The organism is Rhodanobacter ginsenosidimutans, from assembly GCF_042655685.1.
GTDB classification, from domain to species: domain Bacteria; phylum Pseudomonadota; class Gammaproteobacteria; order Xanthomonadales; family Rhodanobacteraceae; genus Rhodanobacter; species Rhodanobacter ginsenosidimutans.
On sequence record NZ_JBHSMM010000002.1, the window covers coordinates 21,937 to 44,624 of the forward strand.

The following is a 22,688-nucleotide window of genomic DNA, read 5'->3' on the forward strand; positions in this document are numbered from 1 at the left end:
GCAGTCCCGCTTCATCCGACTGCGGCACAGGTGGCAGTAAGTGGCTCACTCGCGCCAGTAGCGGCGCTGACGCAAACGCCAGCCCGGTTCGCGCCGCGCGGGCGCATCGGCCGGAAATTCCAGCGGAATGGCGCCCTGGGTCGCGGTATTGAACAGCGGCACGCCAGCCGCCGCATAGCGCGCCACCACATCGGGTTTCGGATGCCCGAAACGGTTGCGCCAACCGGCCGAAACCACCGCCAGGGGTGGATGGATCGCCGCGATGAACGCCGCGCTGGACGAGGTCTTGCTGCCGTGATGCGGCACCACCAGCAACGGCGCCATGCCCAGCCCGACCGCCGCAGCCACCTGCGGCTCCACCCGCGAACTGATGTCGCCGGCCAGCAGCAGACGGCCGCGCGGACCTTGCACCAGCAGCACGCAGGAACTGTCGTTGTCGCGATCACCCTGGCCGGGTGCCGGGTTCAGCACGCGAAAATCCACGCCATCCCAGCGCCAGGACTGCCCGCTGACGCATTGCTGCATCGGGATCTGCATCCGCGACGGTTCGCCGGCGTAGCGCGTTGCCTGCGGGAACGCCGTGGCAACTGTTTCCGCACCGCCCGCGTGATCGTTGTCACCGTGACTGATCATCAGCATGTCGAGCTCGCCGATGCCCAGCGCATGCATCGCCGGCAACACCACCGCCTCGCCCAGATCGAAACCCGAGGGATAACGCGCGCCCGCGTCGTAAACCAGCACATGGTGTTGCGTGCGCAGCAACACCGACAAGCCCTGCCCCACGTCCAGCACCCACACCCGGAACGCACCCGCCGGCGGCGGCGCCAGCGCGGGATACAGCAGCGGAAGGAACAACAGTGCACCCAGCCAGCGCAGCGGCACACCGCGCGGCATGAACAGCCATAGCGCGCCGGCCAGTGCCAGCAACAATGCAAAGGGTTGTACCGAAGGTAGATACCACTGCGCGCCAGGCCAGGCGGCCGTCTGCTCCAGCAACCACCATTGTGCATGGGCCAGCCTGGCCGCCAGCCACAACACCGGCGTGGCCGCAGGCGGACACAACCCCAACAACAGCGTGCCACCCAGCGCACACGGCACGATCGCGAAACTGACCAGCGGCACCGCGACCAGGTTGGACAACGCGCCCACCAGCGAGGCCTGCCCGAAAAACCACAGGCTCAACGGCAACAGCCCCACCGTCATCACCATCTGCCCGGCCGACAACTCGTGCAGAAACGCACGCAGGCCGCGACCGCGCGCCTGCAGGCACAGCATCAGGAATGCCACACCCACGAACGACAGCCAGAATCCCGCCGCCAGCACGGCCAGCGGATCGACCAGCAGGATCGCCAGCACGGCCAGCCCCAGCGATTGCGCGCCGGTACTGCCGCGTCGCCCGCAGCGGGCCAGCGTGACCACCGCAATCATCAGCAAGGTGCGCACGGTGGGCAGGCCGAACCCCGCCAGCGCGCTGTAGATCGTGGCCGCCAGCAAGGCGGCGGCCGCCTGCGCCTGCGGCCGCGGCAAGCGGTGGCCCAACTGTGGCAGCAGGCCATACAGCAGCGTCGCCAGGCCCAGCCCGAACACCGCCGCCACGCCCACATGGAAGCCGGAAATCGCGATCAGGTGCGATACGCCATTGGCACGCGCCACCGCCCAATCACGCTGCTGCAAGCCACGCGTGTCGCCTACGGCAAACGCGCGCAACAGTGCCGCATCATGCGGGTCGCGCACCCGCGCCGCGATGCCACGGGCGATCGCATCGCGGACACCATCCACGCACAAGGAGGGCTTGCCGAGCTGCGCATTGTCGACATCGTCGCGCACATAACCATGCGCCACGATGCCCCGCTGCAGCGCGGTGCGCTCGCTGTCCGCGCTGCCCGGATCGAGCAGCCCGCGCGGCCGTTTCAGGCGCAATTGCAGGCGCCAGCGACTGCAGGCATGGAGCACTGGCGGATCGTCGTACCAACTCACCGCAACGCGCCCGCGCCATGGAATGAGCCGACCATCCAGCGTGGCGCGATCCACCCGCAACTCGAAGCTGCTGGCGTAATCGCGCTTCAATGGCAGGTCCACGATGGTACCGATCACGATCAGGTCGCGGCCTTCCAGCGAACGTGGCAGGCGCGCATCCATCGCCAGGCCGCCGCGAAACATCGCCCACGCCACGCCGATCAGGATGCAGCCGACCCACCGCCCCCGTGGCCACCGCCACGCCAACAACAAAGCAAGAGCCAACAGCAGCAGCGCGAACCAACGGGGCGGCAACGACGGCAACCACTGGACGACCAGCACGCCCGCCAGCAAGGCGAGACCCATGCTTGCCGCGGACATTGCCCCCATTCGTGCCACGCTGCGCTCCATGCGGTCGGATCATCGAGCGTAGCGCGACGCCAACCACACAGCGGACGAAAGACGTGTAGGCCCCCGCCCCGCGTGTAGGAGCGCACCCTGTGCGCGAGCTCTTGCTCTTGCAAATCACGAGTCCCCAAAAGCATCGCGCACAAGGTGCGCTCCTACAGGGGTTCGTCAGGCGATCAGGCGGAGCGCTCCACCAACACGCCGTTATGCAACACCAGCGTGCGATCCATCCGGGCGGCGAGGCGCGTGTCGTGCGTCACCAGCACGAAGCTGGTGCCGATCTCCTGGTTGAGCTCCAGCATCAGGCCGTAGACCTGCGCCGCGTTGTCTTCATCGAGGTTGCCGGTGGGCTCGTCGCCCAGTACGCAGGCGGGCCGCGTCACCAGCGCGCGCGCCACCGCGCAGCGCTGGCGTTCGCCGCCGGAAAGCTCCGAGGGTTTGTGCTGCAGGCGCTTGCCCAGCCCCACCCGCTCCAGCAGCGCGGCCGACTGGCGTTGCGCCTCGGCAATCGCTGTGCCGCGAATCAGCAGCGGCATGCACACGTTTTCCAGCGCGGTGAACTCGGGCAGCAGATGATGGAACTGGTAGATGAAACCCAGCGAGCGGTTGCGCACGCGGCCGCGCTCGGCATCGGACAGCGTGGACAGCAGGCGTCCATCCACCTCCACCTCACCCGCGCTCAAGGTATCGAGCCCGCCGATGATGTGCAGCAGCGTGCTCTTGCCCGAGCCCGACGCGCCCACGATGGCCATCGTCTGGCCGCGCTTGAGTTCAAAGTTGACGTCGCTCAGCACGTCGGTGCGCAAGCCGCCTTCCTGGTAGGTCTTGGCGACGTGGCTGGCACGCAGCACGTTTTCAGTCGTGGAATTCATGACGGCCTTATTCATAGCGCAGCGCCTGCGCCGGCTGCGTGCGCGAAGCGCGCCACGCGGGGTACAAGGTGGCCAGCAGCGAGAACGTAAACGTGAGCAGGGCGACCCAGCCCACGTCATGCCAGTCCAGCCGGCTGGGGACCTCGCTGATGTAATAAACGTCGGGCGAAAGGAAGGTCACGTGGAAGGTGTGCTCGATCCACTTGATGATGCCGGGCAATTTCCACGACAACAGCGAGCCCAGCCCCACCCCGAAACCGATTCCCACGAAGCCCACCAGCACGCCCTGCACCATGAACATGCCCATGATGCTGCGCGGCGTGGCACCCAGCGTGCGCAGGATCGCGATATCGGCCTGCTTGTCGGTGACCAGCATCATCAGCATCGAGATGAGGTTGATCACCGCCACCAGGATGATCAGCGACAGGATCACGAACATCACCATCTTTTCCATCGACAGCGCGGCGAACAGGTTGGCGTTGGTGTCCATCCAGGTCTGCACCCGATATACCTGACCCAGCTGATCGGCCAGCTCGCGCGCCACCGGGCGGGCATTGAAAAGGTTGTCCAGGCGCAGCCGGATGCCGGTGGGGCCGGTGAGGCTGTTGAGCTTTTCGGCATCGCTCATGTTGACCAGCGCCAGGCCCGAATCGAACTGCTCCATACCCAGCTCGAACACGCCCGCAACATGGAAACCGCGCATGCGCGGCACGCCGCCCATCGGTGTGGCGCGCAATTCGGGAACGGCCATGGTCACGCGGTCGCCCACGCTGACACCCAGCGTCATCGCCAGCTCCTTGCCCAGCACGATGTTCCAGCTGCCCGGCTTCAGCGCATCGAGCGAGCCCTCCACCATGTGCTTGTCGATGTCGACCACCTTGGGCTCCAGCGAAGGCTCGATGCCACGCACCAGCGCACCGCTGGAACGCCGCGCCAGCAACATCGCCTCGCTTTCCACGTAGGGCGCGGCGCCCAGCACGTGCGGATTGGCGCTGGCGACTTTCAGTGCGCGCGGCCAGTCCTCCATGCTCTGGTTCACGCCGGACACGGTGGCGTGCGAGATCGCACCCAGGATGCGCGCGCGCATCTGGTAGTCGAAGCCGTTCATCACCGACATCACCGTGATCAACGCAATCACGCTGATCGCGATGCACACGATCGATACGGTGGAGATGAAGGAGATGAACTGGTTGCGTCGCTTGGCACGCGTGTAGCGCAGGCCGATGAAGAGTTCTAACGGTCGGAACATGGCAACCTGATTCGTGGGAGCGGCAGGGAAAGCCGATACGGACGGCCGCCGGAACGGTATACGTTAGCGCATGGCGCACAGCGGCGGCAGGGGCGCCGAAACCCGGGGTTGTGACACGTTGCGCGCCAGTCAGATTCGCGGCAGTGCTTCGCCAGGCTGCACAGTGGCCAGACGCATGCGCAGACGACGACGAATGTCGCGATCGCTGTTGTCCGGCGCCAGCAGCAGGATCTGCATGCCGCGTTCCACCGTCAGCAAACGCAACAGGATGAAGCCGCCGAACACGCGGAACGTGGCCAGCGTGGCGGCGATGTCCTCGTGATCGGCGGTGCGCAAGGTCCAGCCGCCTTCGGCGTCCCAACCCGCGGCGGCCAGCGGCGACTGCGCTGCAGGCTGCAGGCTTTGCCAGGTGGCCAGCACCACCGCCGCAATCAACATCAGCTTCAGGCTGATGGCCAGGCCCGAAAGCGCGACGGCAAGCGCGGCCAGTGCCGCGACCACCATCAGGCAGCGTCGCAGCAGTCGCGATGGTGCGTATTCAAAGCCGATGGCGGGCGCGGATGTCATCGATGATCGCCTGCCAATCGGGCCGCTCGGGCCGGGCGTGGCCCATCACCCAGTCCCACAAGTCCGGGTCCTGCACGTCGAGCAACTCGTCGAACGCCTGCTGTTCGGCCTCACTGGCGCTGTCGAAACGTTCGTCGAGCCAGCCGCCGAACAAGGCGTCCAGTTCGCGAGTGCCTCGGCGGGCACGCCATTGGAGTCTGCCCTTATTCATAACAAATCCGCGCGCAGCGCCTCGTTTGCCTCCTCTCCCCACCGGGGAGAGGATTGAGGAGAGGGGGACAATCTTGCGAGATAGCCTCGTCGAAAGCTTCGATCGGCTTCCCCGCGAGCACCGCCCCTCATCCGCCCTTCGGGCACCTGAACTCGGGCCATCCATGGCCCTCGCCCTTCGGGCGGCTTGCGCCGCGCAAATCGGCAGTCCTGCCGATTTGTCTCCCAAAGGGGAGAAGGAATCACGCGCTGCGCCGCTCCACCATCAGCTTCTTGATCTCGGCGATCGCCTTGGCCGGGTTCAAGCCCTTCGGGCAGGTGCGCGTGCAGTTCATGATGGTGTGGCAGCGATACAGCTTGAACGGGTCTTCCAGGTCGTCCAGGCGTTCGCCGGTGGCTTCATCGCGGCTGTCGACGATCCAGCGGTAGGCCTGCAGCAGGATGGCCGGGCCCAGGTACTTGTCGCCGTTCCACCAGTAGCTCGGGCAGCTGGTGGAGCAGCAGGCGCACAGGATGCATTCGTACAGGCCGTCGAGCTTCTTGCGCTCTTCGGGCGACTGCAGGCGCTCGCGATCGGGGGCCGGGCTCTGGGTGCGGATCCACGGCTTGATCGAGGCGAACTGCGCATAGAAATGGGTGAGGTCGGGCACCAGATCCTTCACCACCGGCATGTGCGGCAGCGGGTAGATCTTCACGTCGCCGCCACCCTTGCCGGCGTCGGCGATGGCACAGGTGCACGCCAGCGTGTTGGTGCCGTCGATATTCATCGCGCAACTGCCGCAGATGCCTTCGCGGCACGAACGACGCAGGGTCAGCGTGGGGTCGATCTCGTTCTTGATCTTCAGCAGCGCGTCCAGAACCATCGGGCCACAGGCGGCCAGATCGACCTCGTAGGTATCGATGCGCGGGTTCTGATCGTCGTCCGGCGACCAGCGATAGATGCGGAAGGTGCGTGGCTTCTTCGCATCTTTCGCCGGGTAATGCTTGCCCGGCTGAATTTTGGAATTCTTCGGTAGCGCGAATTCACCCATGTCCTCGACCCTTCGGTTCGGCGGCCGGAACCACTATCCGGCCGCGCAACGTGTGATGTGATGCCACCTGCAAACGCAGGATCAGTAAACGCGTTTCGCCGGCGGCACGGCCTTGACCTCATCGGTCATCGGGTTCATGTGCACCGGGCGGAAATCGAAGCGCGACTTGCCCGCTTCATCCACCCACACCAGGGTGTGCTTCATCCAGTTGGCGTCGTCGCGCTCGGGGAAATCCTCGCGCGCATGCGCGCCACGGCTTTCCGGACGCTGCTCGGCCGAATGCATGGTCGCCACCGCCTGCGCCAGCAGATTGGAGAGTTCCAGCGTCTCGATCAGGTCGGAGTTCCACACCAGCGAACGGTCGCTGACCTTCACGTCCTGGAACATGTCGAACACTTCGGAGATCTTCTGCTTGCCTTCGGCCAGCGTCTCGCCGGTGCGGAACACGGCCGCGTCCTTCTGCATCGTGCGCTGCATGGCCATGCGGATCTGCGCCGTCGGCGTGCCGCCATCGGCGTTACGAAGCGCGTCGAAGCGCGCCAGCGACTTGTCCAGCACGTTGGTGGGCAGATCCTTGTGCGCCGCGCCGGGTTCGATCAGTTCGGCGCAGCGATGCGCCACCGCGCGACCGAACACCACCAGATCCAGCAGCGAGTTGGAACCCAGCCGGTTGCCGCCATGCACGGAGACGCAGGCCGCCTCGCCGATCGCGAACAGGCCAGGCACGATCGCATCCACGTCATCGCCGCGCTTCTGCACCACTTCGCCGTGATAGTTGGTGGGGATGCCGCCCATGTTGTAGTGCACGGTGGGCAACACCGGGATCGGCTCCTTGGTGACGTCCACGCCGGCGAAGATGCGCGCCGATTCGGCAATGCCCGGCAGCCGCTCGTGGATCACCTCGGGGCCTAGATGCATGAGGTTGAGGAAGATGTGGTCCTTGTGCTCGCCCACGCCGCGGCCTTCGCGGATCTCGATGGTCATCGCGCGGCTGACCACGTCGCGCGAGGCCAGATCCTTGGCGTTCGGCGCGTAGCGCTCCATGAAGCGCTCACCGGTGGAGTTGGTGAGGAAGCCGCCTTCGCCGCGCACGCCCTCGGTGATCAGGCAGCCCGCGCCATAGATGCCGGTGGGATGGAACTGCACGAACTCCATGTCCTGCAACGCCAGGCCCGCGCGCAGCACCATGCCGCCGCCGTCACCGGTGCAGGTATGCGCCGAGGTGGCACTGAAATAGGCGCGACCGTAACCCCCGGTGGCCAGCACCACGGCCTGGCCGCGGAAGAAGTGCAGCGTGCCCTCGTTCATGTCCAGCGCCAGCACGCCGCGGCAAACGCCTTCTTCATCGAAGATCAGGTCGATCGCGAAGTATTCGACGAAGAACGTGGCGTCGTGTGCCAGCGCCTGCTGGTACAGCGTATGAAGGATCGCGTGACCGGTACGGTCGGCCGCGGCGCAGGTGCGCTGCGCGGTGCCCTTGCCGTAATGCGTGGTCATGCCGCCGAACGGGCGCTGGTAGATCTTGCCTTCCTCGGTACGCGAGAACGGCACGCCGTAATGCTCAAGCTCGATCACCGCTTCGGGTGCGTGCTTGCACATGTACTCGATCGCGTCCTGGTCGCCCAGCCAGTCGCCACCCTTGACGGTGTCGTAGAAATGGAAACGCCAGTCATCCTCGCCCATGTTGCCCAGCGCAGCGGAAATACCGCCCTGCGCGGCCACCGTGTGCGAGCGGGTGGGAAACACCTTGGTGATGCAGGCGGCCTTGAGGCCCTTCTCGGCCAGACCGAAGGTGGCGCGCAGGCCTGCACCGCCGGCGCCGACCACGATCACGTCATAAAGGTGCTGCTGGATCTTGTAGCTTTCCATGAATGGCGGCCTCGCGTATTCGTCTTAAGGGGTCAGCGCAATGCGCAGTACGGCCAGCACGCTGGCGAGCGCGCCGAGCACGGCGAGAAACTTGATCGCCACCAGCAGCACCACTTCTTTCCAGCGGGTGTGCACGTAATCTTCCACCACCACCTGCAGGCCCAGCACCGCATGCCAGAACATGGTGAGCACGAACGCGATCAGCAGCAGCGCATTCCACGGCCGTGCCACCGCGGCGCGCGCGGTGGCGTAGTCGGCATGCAGCAGACCGAGTACCAGGATCACGAACCAGATGCCCAGCGCCACCAGCGCCGCGGCGGTTACACGCTGGACCCACCAATGGTCCACACCCGATTTGGCAGAGCCCAAGCCGCGTGCGGCCTTCAGCGGATGGCGGCGATCCTTCACGACATCACTCTTCGCGTTCATGCCGCACCTCCGGCCATCAACACATAGGCCCAGACCAGCACGGTCAACACGATGCTGCCCGTCGCCGACAACCAGCTCGAGCGCACGAACTGCACGATCTCGTAGCCGGCGCCTGCATCCTGCAGCAGGTGACGGATGCCGTTGCACAGGTGATAGAACAGCGACCAGCTCCAGCCGAACAGCAACACCAGCCCCAGCGGGCTGCCGGCGACGGTCTTGAAGCAGCCGAACTGTTCTTCGCCGGCAGCCAGCGCCAGCAAGCCTCCCACCACGACCAGGCTGCCAACGGACAAGGCGATGCCGGTGGCGCGATGCAGGATGGAACTGACCATCTGCACTTGCCATCGATAGACCTGGATATGGGGAGAGAGCGGTCGTTGCATATCTGCCATGGCGGCTATCCTGTGTGGAATCGCTGATGTCCGTGCCGTACCGCCGCTGCCAGCGGCGACAACGCCACAGCGGAATTCAGAAGTCGATGCAGCGCCCGTTCTTTTCCCAATCGCCGTAGCGGGTGGGATCCGGCGCCGGCCGTTCCGGCGGGGCCTTGTCCGCATCCGGTTTCGCCGGCACGACAGCCTCCGCCGGAGCGGATGCAGGTGAGGACGGTGCTGGGGGATGGGTTTCGGACATGGTCGTCTTGTTAGCCAGCGAAGGTTAATACTTGCGCAAAACCAGCACAACCTGGACCCCTGCCCCGCACCGCGGGCGAACGCTTGTGTCGCGCCACGCACGCCCACACATCGACGACCTATGCCATCCAATACCCGCGACGCCCAAACCCTGTTGATCGAAGGCCCCGATGCGGTTGCATTTGCGCATGCGCAATTCAGCAGCAAGGTGAATGAACTGGCCGTTGGCCGATGGGCGTTCGGTGCGTGGCTCGATCCGCAGGGACGCGTGCGCGCCCTTTTTCACCTCGCCCGCATCGCTGACGGCAAACTGCTTCTGCTGTTGCGCGGCGGCAAGGCAGCAGACATGGCCGACGGCCTGCGCCGCTTCGTCTTCCGTTCACGCGTAACGCTTCGCGAAGCACCCACCGCCGCCCTGGCCACCGGCGAGGCACAGACGCTGCACGATGTTCATATCGAAGGCGAGACCATATCGCTGGGCTGTGGATCGCACGCCTTGCGCATCGTGACATCCACGACGACCGGCGACATGCAATGGCAACCCGTGCAGTTGAAGCTTGGCTGGCCATGGTTGCCCGATGAGGCCTTGAACAAGTGCCTCGCACCGATGCTGTCGTTGCAACGGCTGCAGGCCGTCGCCGTCGACAAGGGCTGCTATCCCGGTCAGGAAATCGTGGCGCGGCTACATTTTCGTGGCGGTTGCAAGCGCCATCTCTGCAGCGTCACGGCATCGCGCGCCATCGCACCCGGCGAAACGTTGCGTCGCGGCGAGCAGGAAGTCGGCATCGTGCTGAACGTCGTCAATGGCGACACCATCGAAGCACTGGTTGTGCTCAGCGATGACGTCGTCGATAACGCCATCGACGACAACATCACGCTGGGCGACGGCGACGACTCATTACTGATGACAACCATCGAACGCTGGCCCGCCTGAAACATCAGCCGTCCAGACGTCTATTTGTGTTTTTCAACGATGTCGACGGAATGTGAGGACACGCTGAACGGAACATCGCGGCACTTGCCTTTGGCGAAATCCGCCACTAGGCTCCGCCGATCGATTATCGCGGCATCCGGAAAACGGGGTGCCGATGTACGCGACGAACCGGATGAATCCGGATCGGCGCGACCCGGCCCAAAGCCGGATGGAATACCCAGCTGACGCCACAGCTGGCAGTTGCAGGCAACACGGCCCTACGGCACGCGCAGCGCCATTGCAGCAATCACCGATCGGCATGACCCCGCCGCTCGACCCGCCACAAACCCGTGGCAAAACGTTCAACCGCATACACCGGTTGGCGATCAATCCAGGTGGAACGGCCTGCCAGCCCGTCCACCGCAACGGCGTGTCAGGCCTGAAAGGCTGCGCGTACAGCACGTTGGAGGCAGATCCATGAAACTTTCCATGCTGTTGTGGCTCACCAGCTTGTTACCGCAACCCGTTGCGGACCAGGCTTGCCTGGCGACCACGGTCTACCTGGAAGCACGCAGCGAACCGACACTCGGCCAGCTCGCGGTCGCTGAAGTTGCCATGCGCCGACGCGAACGCGGGCGCTGGGGCGACACCGTATGCAAGGTCGTCACGGCGCCCCACCAGTTCGCCACCACCACGACCCCGGGTTCGTTCGACATCACCAATCTGGAAGCCTTCAACAAGGCATGGCAGATCGCCGGGCGCTCGATCCAGAACTGGCAGTTGCCCGTTGCCGAACGAAAGATGCTGGTGCCGCGTGCCGATCATTTCGCCACCGTTGCCATCACTCCGACATGGTCGGTCAACCGCGCAGGCACAACCATCGGCGAGCATCGTTTTTACGCCGTCAACTGACACTGCGAACCGCAACCAAAACAAAAGGCCCTCGAATGAGGGCCTTTTGTTTTTCAGACGTCCAGACGTCTGGACGTCCATACCAAAGGATGATTACAGACGGTAAACGTGATCGCCACGCACCTGCACGTAATCACCGTTGCGCACGTCTGGGTTCTCCCGCTGCGTAACCGTGGCGTACTGGCCATTGTCCAGCCGAACCACGATGCGGTAGGCCACGTCACCACTTCCGCTGCGCTTGCCAACCTGGTTGCCGACAACGCCACCGGCCACCGCGCCGGCCACTGTCGCCGCCTTGCGGCCATCACCCTTGCCGACCTGGTTGCCCAGCACGCCGCCAGCGACCGCACCGATCACGGCGCCCAGCGTGCCGCCGCTGCTGTTGCCCTGCGTGTAGACCTGCTGCACTTCCTGCACCACGCCGCAGTTGTTGCAGCGCGCGTTTCTGCTTTGTCCGGTTGGCTGCCCTTGATAACCGTAGTTACCACTGTTGTTGTAGGGGGTGGCGCATCCAGCCATTGCGAGACCGCCAGCCATGGCCACTGCCAGCGCCAGTTTGCTCGATAGTGCATTCATGTCGATCACTCCTCAGGGAAAAAGCCTTCCGGTCGATGACCTCGATCGACTCAGCGGGCGTCGGAAACCGCCGTCACACCTTCTTCCACCTTCACGCGATCGCCGGGATCGTGATCCATGCGGACAGTGCGGGTAACGCCTTTGTATTCGTAGCGCACGTCATAGCCCACCAGCTTGGTGCTGGTGTTGTTGACGGTGTCGCAGTGCCGCTCCACGGTGGACGTGGTGTTGGCGTGCTGACGACTGGCCTGGATGCGGTTACCGGCGTAACCACCACCGATCGCACCGGCCACCGTCGCCAGCGTCTTGCCCTTGCCGCCACCGACCTGGTTGCCCAGCAGGCCACCAGCCACGGCACCGATCGCGGTGCCCGCAATGCGGTGCTCATCCTTGGGTGGCGTGGTGTGGGTGATCACTTCGTCCTTGCATACCTGCTTGGGGTTATTGACGGTCTTGCGTACCGGATCGACGCTCACCACCCGCGCATAATTGTCAGCCGCCTGGGCCGCGGCGCCGCTGGCTGACGTGCCGCCGTCAGCGGACGTACCCGCGTCGGCATTGCGATTGCAGGCGGACAGGCCCAGCGACAACGCCGCGGCCATACCGATGGTGAGTGCATTGATCGTCAAACTTTTCATCAGACCCTCTCCTCTGTTTTAACGGTTGTTTTCGAACGACTGTCCTGAACGACGATCCCCGGGGACGCCCATGCGTCGCCATAACCGTGTTTCCATTGAACATTGAATCAACTGAATCGGGGCTAGCTTGCACCCCTGCCTCATTTTCACATCGAATTCGCAGTTCGGGCCCTTCTGGATAAAACCATGATCGAAATTGTGGACAGCCACGCACATCTGGATGACGGACGATTCCAATCCGATCTCGATGCGGTAATGGCGCGGGCCACCGAAGCCGGTATTGCCCACGTCGTGATACCCGCCACCGACACAACCAGCTGGCCGCACATCCATGACCTGTGCAGCAACTACCCGCGGACGCACCCCGCCTACGGCCTGCATCCCATGTTCCTTGGCGAGGATGCGCCCGCGCATGTGGACGCACTGTCTTCATGGCTGGACGATCACCACGCCGTTGCCGTGGGGGAAATCGGCCTGGATTTTCATGTCGAGGGTATCGACCACGATCTGCAGCGGCGCATCTTTGCGCGCCAGCTGGACATCGCGCGTGCACGCGGCTTGCCGGTCATCGTGCACGCGCGCGGCGCGCTGGAGGAAGTGATCCTCACCCTGCGGCGCGTCGCCGGCCTGCGCGGCGTGGTGCACAGCTTTTCGGGCAGCGAGCAGCAGGCGCAGCACTTGTGGGACATCGGCTTCTGCCTCGGCATCGGCGGCCCGGTGACCTATGAACGTGCACAGCGCCTGCGCCGCATCGTCAGTCACATGCCACTGGAGTTCCTGTTGCTGGAAAGCGACGCCCCCGACCAACCCGATGCGGCGCATCGCGGGCAGCGGAACGAGCCGGCGCGGGTGGCGGACGTCTTGCGCTGCATCGCCGCGCTGCGCGACGAATCCGAGGCGGAGATCGCTGCCGCCACCACCGCCAATGCCCACCGGCTGTTCGGCTTGGCGCAGCGCAACGCCTGACCGGCGCGTTTGCACGAATTCGTCACACCTTGCTATGTTTACTTCACCGATGAAATATCCGCTGGTGAAATGGCCAAGCTGACAACATGCATCGATCTGATGGACGAAGGCATCGACCGCGTCAGCCAGATCATCCCCACTATGCCGGCCGTCGAGGCACGGTTGTGCCGGTTGCTGCTCATGGTGGGCGAAGGGATCGACCAGGGGCTGGCGTTCAAGCTCAAGCCGTACAAGCTCAACCACAGCGAATTCCTGACCTTGATGATCCTGTACAGCCGACCGGATGGCAGCTCCACGCCAGGCGAGCTGTGCGAATTCGCCACCCAGGGTGCCACCAACATGACCCGCATCGCCAACGCACTGGCCAGGCGCGGCCTGATCACGCGCGGCGCCAGCGAAGCGGATCGGCGGCGCGTGGTGATCCGCATCACCGCTGCCGGCCGGCGTTTCGTGAAAGAGATGCTGCCGCCGATGTTTCCCCGCATCGACACCATGTTCCAAAGCTTCAGCGCCACCGATAAACGCCACCTCGACCGCCTGTTGCGCAAACTGGCCGGCAACCTCGACCGGTTGAGCGAGCACTCCCATCCATGAAGGACATTCGATGAAGCATGCCCTGCTCCGCGGCCGGCCATTGCTGACCGCGACGATCGTGCTGGCGCTGGCCGCGTGCGCGCGAGCGCCCGCGATACTGGATCACCCCGTATTGCGCGACGACGTGCCACTGGCCGGCCTGAACGCACCTGCCCGCGCCGGCTGGCCCGCGGCGCAATGGTGGCGCCACTACGACGATCCCCAGCTGGATGGCCTGATGGATCGCGCGCTGCGGCAGTCGCCGGATATCGCCCTGGCCCAGAGCCGAGTGCAGAGTGCCCAGGCGTCGGTGCGATTGGCGGCCGCGCAGATGGGCTTGTCGATCAACGGCAATGCGCAGGTATCGCGCCAGCGGATGAGCGAGCACGGGCTGATTCCCGCCGAGTTTCTGGGTTTCACCTGGTACAACCAGGCCGACATCGGGCTGCAGCTTCAATACGATTTCGACTGGTGGGGCAAGAAGCGCGCCACGGTGGAAGCAGCGCTGGACCAGGCCCACGCCGCCGAAGCGCAACGCAGTGCCGCCGCGCTGGCGATCCAGTACGCCGTCGCCGACACCTACTTCGGCTGGCAGGCCGACCAGGCGCGGCTGCAGTTGATCGATCGGTTGCTGTCCACCCAGCAGCAATTGGCGCAGATCGCGCAATTGCGCGTGAAGCAAGGCGTGGATCTCCCCGACGAAGCACAGCGGGCGCAGGCGCAGGTGGCCGCCATCCGCGGCATGCGCATTGCCATCGATGGCTCGGCGCAGATCCGCAAGGTGGCCCTCGCCGCCTTGCTGGGGATCGCCCCTGAGCAACTGCCCGAACTGCACCCGCGCCCATTGCCCAGCGTGGTGCGTGGCATTCCCGCCGACGCCCGCCTCGACCTGATTGCCCGCCGACCGGATATCGCGGCCAGCCGATGGCAGGTGGAAGCGGCGCTGAAGAAAACCGATGCGGCGCGGGCGGCCTTCTTTCCGGATATCGGCATTACCGCCATGGCGGGGTTGTCCAGCATCGACATGGGCAAACTGCTCACCGCCGGAAGCCGCACGTTCGCGCTGACGCCGGCCCTGCATCTGCCCATCTTCAACGGCGGCTCGCTGAAGGCCAATTACGGCTTGAGCAAAGCCCAGCTCGACAGCGCCGTGGCGCAATACAACAGCACCGTGCTGACCGCCGCGCGTGAAGTGGCGACGCAGGCCCTGGGCGCCGAACAGATCGCGGCACGGCGGCAAGCCCAGCAGTCCGAAGTGGATGCCAACCGGCAACTGCTGGCCAACGCCGAAGCCCGTCGCCGCCAAGGCGTGCGCGATGCCCGTGAAAGCCTCGCCGCGACAGCCCAGCTGCTGCAACAGCGTGATGCCGCCGTGCAATTGCAGGCGCAGGCGTTGAGCAACGACCTTGCTTTGATCAAGGCCCTGGGCGGCGGTTACCGGCGTGCCGGCACACCCGCCGCCGCCGCGCACACCGCCCCCATTTCCCCCATTACCGGAGCCGCCGATCATGAGCGCCACTGAGTCCGACAAGTCATCCCTGGCCGGCGACAGCGGCATGGCGGCCACCGACCCGCGCAAACGCCGGCGCGCTCTGCTGATCGTCGGCGCCGTGTTCGTGCTGGCCGGTATCGGCTGGTTTTTGTTGTGGTTGTTCGTGTTATCCACCCGCGTGAAAACCGACAACGCCTACGTCGGCGGCAACCAGGTGGCGATATCGGCACAGGTGCCGGGCACCGTGGTGGCGATCCTGGCGGACGACACCCAGCGGGTGGAAGCCGGCCAGGTATTGGTGAAGCTGGACAGCACCGATGCGGAAGTTCGCCTGCAGCAGGCACGCAGCGCGCTGGCGCAGGCCGTGCGCGGCGTGCGCCAGCAGACCAGCTCGGCCAGTGGCGCCGATGCCCAGCTCGCGGCCCGTCGGATCGATCTGAAGAAAACCGAAGCCGACCTCCAACGCCACCTGCCCCTGCTGGCCGCGCACGCCGAGTCGCCCGAGGTGGTGCAGCATCTGCGCGATGGCGTGGAGCAGGCCCGCGCTGCGGTCACCGCGGCCCAGGCGCAGGCGGACGCGGCACACGCGGCGATCGCGGGCACCGACGTGGCGAAAAACCCCGCCGTGATGCAGGCGCGTGCCAACTTCCGCGCCGCCTGGGTGGCGGCGCAACGCAACGCCATCTATGCGCCGGTGTCCGGTTACGTGGCCCAGCGCAGCGTGCAGCTTGGCAACAGCGTGCAACCCGGGCAGCAATTGATGACCGTGGTGCCGCTGCACAACCTGTGGATCGAGGCCAACTTCAAGGAAAGCCAGCTGCGCCACATCCGCATCGGCCAGCCCGCCACGATCGAATCGGATACCTACGGCAGCGACGCGGAATTCCACGGCAAGGTGGTCGGCCTGGGCGCCGGCACCGGCAGCGTGTTCTCGCTGTTGCCGGCGCAGAACGCCACCGGCAACTGGATCAAGGTGGTGCAGCGCGTACCGGTACGCATCTCGCTGGACAACACCGAGCTGGACAAGCATCCGCTGCGCATCGGCCTCTCCACCACGGTCACGGTGGATATCACGAATGACGATGGGCGCGTGCTGGCGGCGACGCCGGCGAACCAGCCGGTGGCGCAAACCACCGTCTATGAGCAGATGGCGAGCAAGGCCGACGCGGAAGCCGAACAGGTCATCCGCGCCAATCTCCCCGACGACATCCACTGAACCGGGTCGACCGCATGGCCGCCACACCCAACGATGACGCACAGCCACTGAAGCCGTTGCAAGGCGGCGCGCTGGTGCTGCTGACCATCGCCGTCGCCTTCAGCACCTTCATGGAGGTGCTGGACATGACGATCGTCAACGTGTCCGTGCCGCACATTGCGGGCAGCCTGGGCGTGAGCCCCAGCGAGGGCACCTGGACGATCAGCTCGTACGCGCTGGCCAGCGCGATCATGCAGCCGCTCACCGGCTGGCTGGCGCGCCGCTTCGGCGAAGTGAAAACCTTCGTGGGATCGGTGTTGCTGTTCGTGCTGTTCTCGATGCTGTGCGGCCTGGCCACCAGCATGCCGATGCTGGTGATCTGCCGGCTGATGCAGGGGGCCGGTTCGGGCCCGATGGTGGCGTTGTCACTGTCGCTGCTGCTGGCCAGTTATCCGAAGGCGAAACAGGGTATCGCGCTGGCGTTGTGGGCGATGACGGTGGTGGTGGCGCCGATCTTCGGACCGATCCTGGGCGGCTGGCTCACCGACAATTTCTCGTGGCCGTGGATTTTCTACATCAACGTGCCGGTGGGCGCGCTGGCGGCGATCGTCACCTGGGTATTGCTGCGCAAGCGCGAAACCAAGACCTTCAAGATGCCGATCGACGTGATCGGGCTGGTGCTGCTGGTGGTGGGCGTGGGCGCGCTGCAATTCATGCTGGACAACGGCAACGACAACGACTGGTTCGCCTCGCCGATGATCCTGGCGCTGGGCATCACCGCGCTGGTGTGCCTGACGTTCCTGATCGTGTGGGAGCTGTACGCCAAGCATCCGGTGATCGAGCTGTCGCTGTTCAAGAGCCGCAACTTCACCGTGGCGGTGGTGGCGTTGTCGCTGGGCATGATGGCGTTCTTCGGCATCAACGTGGTGTTTCCGCTGTGGCTGCAGATCACCCTGGGTTACACCGCCACCTGGGCCGGCCTGGCCAGCGCGCCGGTGGGTGTGCTGGCGTTCCTGATGGCACCGATCATCGGCGCGAACATCCAGCGGTTGGAACTGCGTGCAGTGGTGACGTTCGCCTTCATCGTGTTCGCCGCCACCTCGTTCTGGTTCGCCAGCTTCGACAGTTCGGCCTCGTTCTCCACCCTGGTATGGCCGCGCTTCGTGATGGGCATCGGCATTGCGTGCTTCTTCATCCCACTCAACCAGATGTATCTGTCGGGACTGGGAGCGGACCAAATTGCCAGCGCGTCGGGCCTGGCCAATTTCTGCCGCACGCTGGGTTCCAGCGTGTCCACCGCGGCCACGGTGACGCTGTGGCAGCACCGCGGCGACTACCACCACGCCGTACTGACCGAACACATCACACCGGCCGCGCCGGCGGCCGACGGCTTCCTGCAGCAATTGCAGCACGGCGGCTTCTCACTGCAGCAAAGCCTGGGCGTGGTCGAGCAGTTGATCAGCCGCGAAGCGCTGACCCTGGCGGTCAACGATGTGTACCTGGTATGCGCCGTGATGTTCCTGGCGATGATCCCGCTGCTGTGGCTCGCCAGGCCACCTTTTGGCAACGCCAGCGGCGCTGCAGGTCATTGACCAACCACCAATTGCTGCGTTCGGCAAGTGCAACATGGACCACCCCGTTGGAACTGGTGCAATGCAATACCTTCTGTTAGCTTGTTCTGCATGGCACAAACCAAACGCATCATCAAGAAGTATCCGAATCGTCGTTTGTACGACACGGAAATTTCCAGCTACATCACGCTGGAAGAAATCCGTCAGTTGGTGCTCGACAATGAGGATTTCGAAGTCAGGGACGCCAAGAGTGGCGAGGACCTGACCCGCTCGGTCCTGCTGCAGATCATCTCCGAGCACGAGGACAAGGGCCAGCCGATGCTGTCGCCCGAGTTGCTCAGCCAGATCATCCGGTTCTACGGCAATTCGCTGCAAGGCTTCATGGGGCCTTATCTGGAGCGCAGCCTGCAGGTGTTTCTCGACCAGCAGACGCAGTTCCGCAGCCAGCTCAACAGCCTGATGGGGCAAACGCCCTGGAACACCCTGAACGACCTGACCGAGCGCAACATGGCCGCGTGGAAGGCGATGCAGGAAGGCCTGATGAACACCGCCGCGCAGGTCGTTCCGACCCCGTCCGGCAGCACCGGCCGCAGCGGCAAGAAAGCCGGCTGATCCGCGTCACCCGCGCAGCACGCCACGCGTGCTGCGCACCCGATTTCCCCTATCGCAACTGCAGCATGATTCGTGCTGCTTTGCGGCATGATCACGCGTGGAAAGCACCCCATGAACGAAGCGACTTCCCCGAAACGCGTTGCGCTGGTCACCGGCGGCATCGGTGGCCTGGGCAGTGAGATCTGCCGTCAGCTGGCGCAGGCGGGTCGGCAGGTGATCGCCATCGACCTGGCCGCGCGCGACGAACGCATCGCCGCCTTCCGCCAGGAAATGGCGGACGTCGCCGGCACGGTCACGTTCGAGCCGGGCGACATCAGCGACTTCGACAATTGCCAGCAGTTGATCGCCCGCATCGAGCAACAGCATGGCGGCGTGGACATCCTGGTCAATGCCGCCGGCATCACCCGCGACGCCAGCCTGCGCAAGATGACACCGCAGCAATGGCATGAATTGATGCAGGTGAATCTCGACGGCGTGTTCAACATGTGCCGCAACACGATCGATGGCATGACCACGCGTGGCTTCGGCCGCATCGTCAACATCAGCTCGGTCAACGGCCAGACCGGCCAGTTCGGACAGACCAATTACTCGGCCGCAAAAGCCGGCGTGCACGGCTTCAGCATGGCGCTGGCGCGCGAGACGGCACGCAAGGGCGTCACTGTCAACACGGTCTCGCCCGGCTACTGCGATACGCCGATGGTGGCCGCCGTTGCGGAAGATGTGCGCGCGCAGATCATCGCCGGCATCCCGGTGGGACGGCTCGGCTCGCCTGCCGATATCGCCCGCGCCGTATGCTTCCTTGCCGCCGACGACGCCGGCTACATCACCGGCGCCAACCTGCCGGTGAACGGCGGCTATTTCATGAGCTTCTGAGCACCGCGCCGCCCCATCCACGGACGGGCGGCACGAACGGCGTCCACGGCGGCATTGCAGTCTGAGCGCGCTTGCGGAACAGTGGGCGGATTCCCTCCACGGATCGCCGCATGTCGCAACACCCCATCACCCTCATCGGCGGCGGCCTGGTTGGCGCGTTGCTGGCGCAGCAACTGGCGCAGCGCGGGTTTGCGGTCGATGTGTTCGAGAAGCGACCCGATCCGCGCCAGGCGGGATTCCTCGGTGGTCGCTCGATCAACCTGGCATTGGCCGAACGCGGCCTGCATGCCTTGCGCAGCACCGGACTGGCCGACGACGTATTGCAACGCGCGGTGATGATGCGCGGGCGCATGGTGCACGACCGCGATGGCCAGCACGGCTTGCAGCGCTATGGCATCGACGACAGTGAAGTGATCTGGTCGGTCTCGCGCGGTGCATTGAACACCTTGCTGCTGGATGCGGCGGAAGCCGCTGGCGCGAAGTTCCACTTCGATCAGGCGCTGACCACCGTGGACTTCGACCGACAGCGCATCCGGCTGGCGGACGCCAACGGCGTCGAGCGCGAGCTGTCGGCCGGCCTGCTGATCGGCGCTGATGGCGCCGGCTCGGCCTTGCGCGCCGCGATGAACGCACACACGCCATTGGGCGAGCGGGTCGAGCCGCTGGATCACGGTTACAAGGAACTGGAAATCCCTCCCGCAAGCGAGCTGCCCGCGGCCGTGCTGCAAGCCGGTGAGGGCCGCGACGGCTTCGCGCTGGAGCCGAACGCACTGCACATCTGGCCGCACGGCAGCTACATGTGCATCGCGTTGCCGAACACCGAACGCAGTTTCACGGTCACCTTGTTCCTGCCGAGCCAAGGTGCCGCGCCAAGCTTTGCCACTCTGCCCGATGCCGCGGCGGCGGCCACATTCTTCACGGAACAGTTCCCCGGCCTACTGCCTCTGATGCCGCGTTTCGCCGAGGATTTCGAACACAACCCCATCGGCACGCTGTCCACGCTTTATCTGCAACGCTGGCACCTCGATGGCCGCGCCCTGCTGATCGGCGATGCGGCGCATGCGATCGTGCCGTTCCACGGCCAGGGCATGAATTGCGGCTTCGAAGACACCGTGGTGCTGGCCAACCTGCTGGCCGAAGCGCGCGACGACCACGCCGAAGTATTCGCCGAGTTCCAGCGCCAGCGCCAACCCAACGCCGACGCCATCGCCCGCATGGCGCTGGAAAACTACATCGAAATGCGCGACTCGGTGGCCGATCCGCATTATCTTGCCAAGCGTGAGCTCGGCGCCTTGCTGGCCGCACGCATTCCCACCCATTACATGGCACGTTATCGCATGGTGACCTTTACCCATCTTCCCTACCGTTACGCACTCGAACGCGGTCAAGCCCAGGACGCACTGCTGGAACAGTTGCTGCGTGAAACCCCCGACGTGGCGACGATCGACATTGACACCGCCGCGCAGCGCTTCGTTTCCACGCTGGCACCACTACCGGAGCTGCGTCATGGATGAGATCCTGCTCGAAGCCTTCCGCTCAACCGCCTATCACACGTGCATCGACACCGTGAATTGGGCCACGGTGCGCGTAGACCTGCCGCTGCCCGGCACGCTGACCAACGTGGTCGGCATGCGCTCGTGGGCTTTCATCACGGCATGGAATCCACAGGCACGCCGCCGCTCACCCGAAGAAAACCTTGCCGCACAGCACGCGTTGCTGGATGCGTTGCAGCGCCAGCCCGATGCCAGCGTCTACCCCGCGATCGGGGTCGGCACCAGCGGATGGATCGAACCGACCCTGTTCGCGATCGGGCCCGACGTGACCGTGCTGGATCGCCTGGCGCGGGAACACTCGCAACTGGCGTATGTACATGGTCAAACGGGTAGCCCCGCGCAGCTTCGATTGCTGGAGTGACCCCATGGCGATGGTGCGGCCGACTCAATGCACCAGTTGGTTGATCTCCATGATCGGCAACAGGATGGCAAGCACGATCACCAGCACCACGCCCCCCATCACCAGGATCATGACCGGCTCGAGCAAGGTCAGCAGCACCGCCAACCGTCGTTCGAGCACCTGCGTTTCAAGCTGTGCGGCGCGCTCCAGCATCGGTTCGAGCTTGCCGCTGGCTTCCCCGCTGCCGACCAGGTGCAGCATGAGCGGTGGAAAGATCCGCGTTGCCGTCAGCGCACGGGCCAGGCCTTCGCCCTCACGCACGCGCTCAATGGCTGCCCTGATGCCGTCATGCATGACCCGGTTGGACATCGCGCGGGCGCCGTAATCGAGCGCCGCCAGCAACGGCACGCCACCACCGACCAGAATTGCCAGGGTGCTGGCAAAGCGTGAAGTATTCAGCCCGCGAACCACCGGGCCGAACCAGGGCATGCGCAACACCAGCGCATGCCAGCGACGTCGATAGCGCTCCAGCCGCAGCGCGAGACGCGCCCCCATCGCGATGCAAAGGCCTGCGCCAGCAAGCCAGGGCCCCGCGCCGCGCAGGAAATCGGAAACCGCGATCAAGCCGCGGGTAAGCAGTGGCAGGCTTTGCCGCGACTGCTGAAAAACCTGCACGATCTGTGGCACCACATACACCAGCAAGCCGGTAACCACGCAGATGGCGACAAAGGTGACCAGCATCGGGTAGAGCAGCGCGAGGCTGGTTTTCTGATGCAGCGCCTGGCGGGCGTCCAGGTAATCGGCAAGATGTTGCAGCACCACGGGCAGTGCGCCGGACTCCTCGCCGCCACGCACCAGCGCCCTGTAATAGTCCGGAAAGCTGCGGCCGTAGACGCCCAGTGCCGCGGCCAGTGAAAGCCCGGCAGTAACCTCGGCCTTGATGCCACCAAGCACTTCGCGCGTCCGTGGCGCGGTGACTTCCTCGATCAACGCTGTCAGCGCCTGCTCCATGGTCAAGCCCGACGCCAACAGCATGGCCAGCTGACGTGTCAGCAAACTCAGCTCGGCGGCGGGGATGCCGCGCGACCACGGCGACGTGGCGCGTTGCCGGTTGCGCACCCGCTCGACGCGCTCCGGATACAACCCCTGCGCGCGCAGCCATGCACGCGCCTGACGCGGCGAATCGGCCTGCAGCACACCGGAGCGCGAGTGGCCAGCAACGTCGAACGCGCGATAGAGGAACGCCTCCAT

General features: G+C 65.1%; 24 protein-coding genes. 11 read left to right on the forward strand and 13 right to left on the reverse strand.

Annotation, left to right across the window (positions count from 1 at the left end):
* Positions 1 to 45: 45 nt before the first annotated feature.
* From ACFPK0_RS09840 to ACFPK0_RS09885, 10 genes are all read right to left on the reverse strand, one after another.
* Positions 46 to 2,337, reverse strand: a complete 2,292-nt coding sequence (locus tag ACFPK0_RS09840) for a DNA internalization-related competence protein ComEC/Rec2 (RefSeq protein WP_377340413.1) — start codon at positions 2,335 to 2,337, stop codon at positions 46 to 48.
* A gap of 203 nt (positions 2,338 to 2,540) precedes the next feature.
* On the reverse strand, positions 2,541 to 3,236 hold the full coding sequence (lolD, locus tag ACFPK0_RS09845; RefSeq protein ID WP_377340415.1) for a lipoprotein-releasing ABC transporter ATP-binding protein LolD: 696 nt from the start codon (positions 3,234 to 3,236) through the stop codon (positions 2,541 to 2,543).
* Between the two features lie 7 nt (positions 3,237 to 3,243).
* Entirely contained in the window at positions 3,244 to 4,485 is a 1,242-nt protein-coding gene (locus ACFPK0_RS09850) for a lipoprotein-releasing ABC transporter permease subunit (RefSeq protein WP_377340417.1), read from the reverse strand.
* Between the two features lie 129 nt (positions 4,486 to 4,614).
* A complete protein-coding gene (locus tag ACFPK0_RS09855; RefSeq protein WP_377340420.1) occupies positions 4,615 to 5,052 on the reverse strand; it encodes a protein YgfX in 438 nt (145 codons plus the stop codon).
* The gene (locus ACFPK0_RS09860; RefSeq protein ID WP_056602837.1) at positions 5,024 to 5,263 is read right to left on the reverse strand and encodes an FAD assembly factor SdhE; all 240 of its coding nucleotides are present in this window, start codon (positions 5,261 to 5,263) and stop codon (positions 5,024 to 5,026) included. The genes ACFPK0_RS09855 and ACFPK0_RS09860 overlap by 29 nt, the downstream gene beginning before the upstream one ends.
* A 241-nt stretch (positions 5,264 to 5,504) precedes the next feature.
* Positions 5,505 to 6,293, reverse strand: coding sequence for a succinate dehydrogenase iron-sulfur subunit (locus tag ACFPK0_RS09865; protein WP_377340423.1), 789 nt, complete (start codon positions 6,291 to 6,293; stop codon positions 5,505 to 5,507).
* 81 nt (positions 6,294 to 6,374) lie between these two features.
* The gene (gene sdhA, locus ACFPK0_RS09870; RefSeq protein ID WP_056078123.1) at positions 6,375 to 8,162 is read right to left on the reverse strand and encodes a succinate dehydrogenase flavoprotein subunit; all 1,788 of its coding nucleotides are present in this window, start codon (positions 8,160 to 8,162) and stop codon (positions 6,375 to 6,377) included.
* 24 nt (positions 8,163 to 8,186) lie between these two features.
* A complete protein-coding gene (gene sdhD / locus ACFPK0_RS09875; protein ID WP_056602831.1) occupies positions 8,187 to 8,591 on the reverse strand; it encodes a succinate dehydrogenase, hydrophobic membrane anchor protein in 405 nt (134 codons plus the stop codon).
* Positions 8,588 to 8,983, reverse strand: a complete 396-nt coding sequence (gene sdhC / locus ACFPK0_RS09880) for a succinate dehydrogenase, cytochrome b556 subunit (RefSeq protein ID WP_377340427.1) — start codon at positions 8,981 to 8,983, stop codon at positions 8,588 to 8,590. The genes sdhD and sdhC overlap by 4 nt, the downstream gene beginning before the upstream one ends.
* A 76-nt stretch (positions 8,984 to 9,059) precedes the next feature.
* The gene (locus ACFPK0_RS09885; RefSeq protein WP_082520090.1) at positions 9,060 to 9,224 is read right to left on the reverse strand and encodes a DUF1674 domain-containing protein; all 165 of its coding nucleotides are present in this window, start codon (positions 9,222 to 9,224) and stop codon (positions 9,060 to 9,062) included.
* Between the two features lie 120 nt (positions 9,225 to 9,344).
* Between ACFPK0_RS09885 and ygfZ the strand changes: the two genes are divergently transcribed.
* Both ygfZ and ACFPK0_RS09895 read left to right on the forward strand, forming a co-directional pair.
* Positions 9,345 to 10,157 carry a CAF17-like 4Fe-4S cluster assembly/insertion protein YgfZ gene (ygfZ, locus tag ACFPK0_RS09890; RefSeq protein WP_377340429.1) on the forward strand — a complete coding sequence of 271 codons (813 nt, stop codon included), beginning with the start codon at positions 9,345 to 9,347 and terminating at the stop codon, positions 10,155 to 10,157.
* A 456-nt stretch (positions 10,158 to 10,613) separates the two neighbouring features.
* Positions 10,614 to 11,048: a cell wall hydrolase gene (locus tag ACFPK0_RS09895; RefSeq protein ID WP_377340431.1), complete on the forward strand. Its 435-nt coding sequence runs from the start codon at positions 10,614 to 10,616 to the stop codon at positions 11,046 to 11,048.
* Between the two features lie 93 nt (positions 11,049 to 11,141).
* Here the strand turns inward: ACFPK0_RS09895 and ACFPK0_RS09900 are convergent, their stop codons facing one another.
* The gene (locus tag ACFPK0_RS09900) at positions 11,142 to 11,624 is read right to left on the reverse strand and encodes an outer membrane lipoprotein (RefSeq protein WP_056080771.1); all 483 of its coding nucleotides are present in this window, start codon (positions 11,622 to 11,624) and stop codon (positions 11,142 to 11,144) included.
* A gap of 50 nt (positions 11,625 to 11,674) precedes the next feature.
* Complete coding sequence (locus ACFPK0_RS09905) at positions 11,675 to 12,262, reverse strand: glycine zipper 2TM domain-containing protein (RefSeq protein ID WP_377340434.1); 588 nt, start codon at positions 12,260 to 12,262, stop codon at positions 11,675 to 11,677.
* 186 nt (positions 12,263 to 12,448) lie between these two features.
* Between ACFPK0_RS09905 and ACFPK0_RS09910 the strand changes: the two genes are divergently transcribed.
* The 9 genes from ACFPK0_RS09910 to ACFPK0_RS09950 all read left to right on the forward strand — a co-directional run bounded on the left by ACFPK0_RS09910 (position 12,449) and on the right by ACFPK0_RS09950 (position 21,458).
* Positions 12,449 to 13,228 carry a TatD family hydrolase gene (locus ACFPK0_RS09910; protein ID WP_377340436.1) on the forward strand — a complete coding sequence of 260 codons (780 nt, stop codon included), beginning with the start codon at positions 12,449 to 12,451 and terminating at the stop codon, positions 13,226 to 13,228.
* Between the two features lie 69 nt (positions 13,229 to 13,297).
* Positions 13,298 to 13,822, forward strand: a complete 525-nt coding sequence (locus ACFPK0_RS09915) for a MarR family winged helix-turn-helix transcriptional regulator (RefSeq protein ID WP_377340439.1) — start codon at positions 13,298 to 13,300, stop codon at positions 13,820 to 13,822.
* A gap of 10 nt (positions 13,823 to 13,832) precedes the next feature.
* Positions 13,833 to 15,323 carry an efflux transporter outer membrane subunit gene (locus tag ACFPK0_RS09920; RefSeq protein WP_377340441.1) on the forward strand — a complete coding sequence of 497 codons (1,491 nt, stop codon included), beginning with the start codon at positions 13,833 to 13,835 and terminating at the stop codon, positions 15,321 to 15,323.
* A complete protein-coding gene (locus ACFPK0_RS09925) occupies positions 15,310 to 16,509 on the forward strand; it encodes an HlyD/EmrA/EmrK family protein (RefSeq protein WP_056078098.1) in 1,200 nt (399 codons plus the stop codon). The genes ACFPK0_RS09920 and ACFPK0_RS09925 overlap by 14 nt, the downstream gene beginning before the upstream one ends.
* Positions 16,510 to 16,523: 14 nt before the next feature.
* Positions 16,524 to 18,080 (forward strand): DHA2 family efflux MFS transporter permease subunit, encoded by a 1,557-nt coding sequence (locus tag ACFPK0_RS09930; RefSeq protein ID WP_377340443.1) that lies wholly within the window; start codon positions 16,524 to 16,526, stop codon positions 18,078 to 18,080.
* 90 nt (positions 18,081 to 18,170) lie between these two features.
* Positions 18,171 to 18,671 carry a polyhydroxyalkanoate synthesis repressor PhaR gene (phaR, locus tag ACFPK0_RS09935; protein ID WP_056078092.1) on the forward strand — a complete coding sequence of 167 codons (501 nt, stop codon included), beginning with the start codon at positions 18,171 to 18,173 and terminating at the stop codon, positions 18,669 to 18,671.
* Positions 18,672 to 18,782: 111 nt separating this feature from the next.
* On the forward strand, positions 18,783 to 19,544 hold the full coding sequence (gene phbB / locus ACFPK0_RS09940; RefSeq protein WP_056078089.1) for an acetoacetyl-CoA reductase: 762 nt from the start codon (positions 18,783 to 18,785) through the stop codon (positions 19,542 to 19,544).
* 110 nt (positions 19,545 to 19,654) lie between these two features.
* Positions 19,655 to 21,058 carry an FAD-dependent oxidoreductase gene (locus ACFPK0_RS09945; RefSeq protein ID WP_377340446.1) on the forward strand — a complete coding sequence of 468 codons (1,404 nt, stop codon included), beginning with the start codon at positions 19,655 to 19,657 and terminating at the stop codon, positions 21,056 to 21,058.
* Positions 21,051 to 21,458: a DUF3293 domain-containing protein gene (locus tag ACFPK0_RS09950; protein ID WP_377340448.1), complete on the forward strand. Its 408-nt coding sequence runs from the start codon at positions 21,051 to 21,053 to the stop codon at positions 21,456 to 21,458. Before ACFPK0_RS09945 ends, ACFPK0_RS09950 begins: the two co-directional genes overlap by 8 nt.
* A gap of 24 nt (positions 21,459 to 21,482) precedes the next feature.
* Here ACFPK0_RS09950 and gspF read toward each other — a convergent pair whose 3' ends face one another.
* Positions 21,483 to 22,688 (reverse strand): type II secretion system inner membrane protein GspF, encoded by a 1,206-nt coding sequence (gene gspF, locus ACFPK0_RS09955; RefSeq protein ID WP_056078080.1) that lies wholly within the window; start codon positions 22,686 to 22,688, stop codon positions 21,483 to 21,485.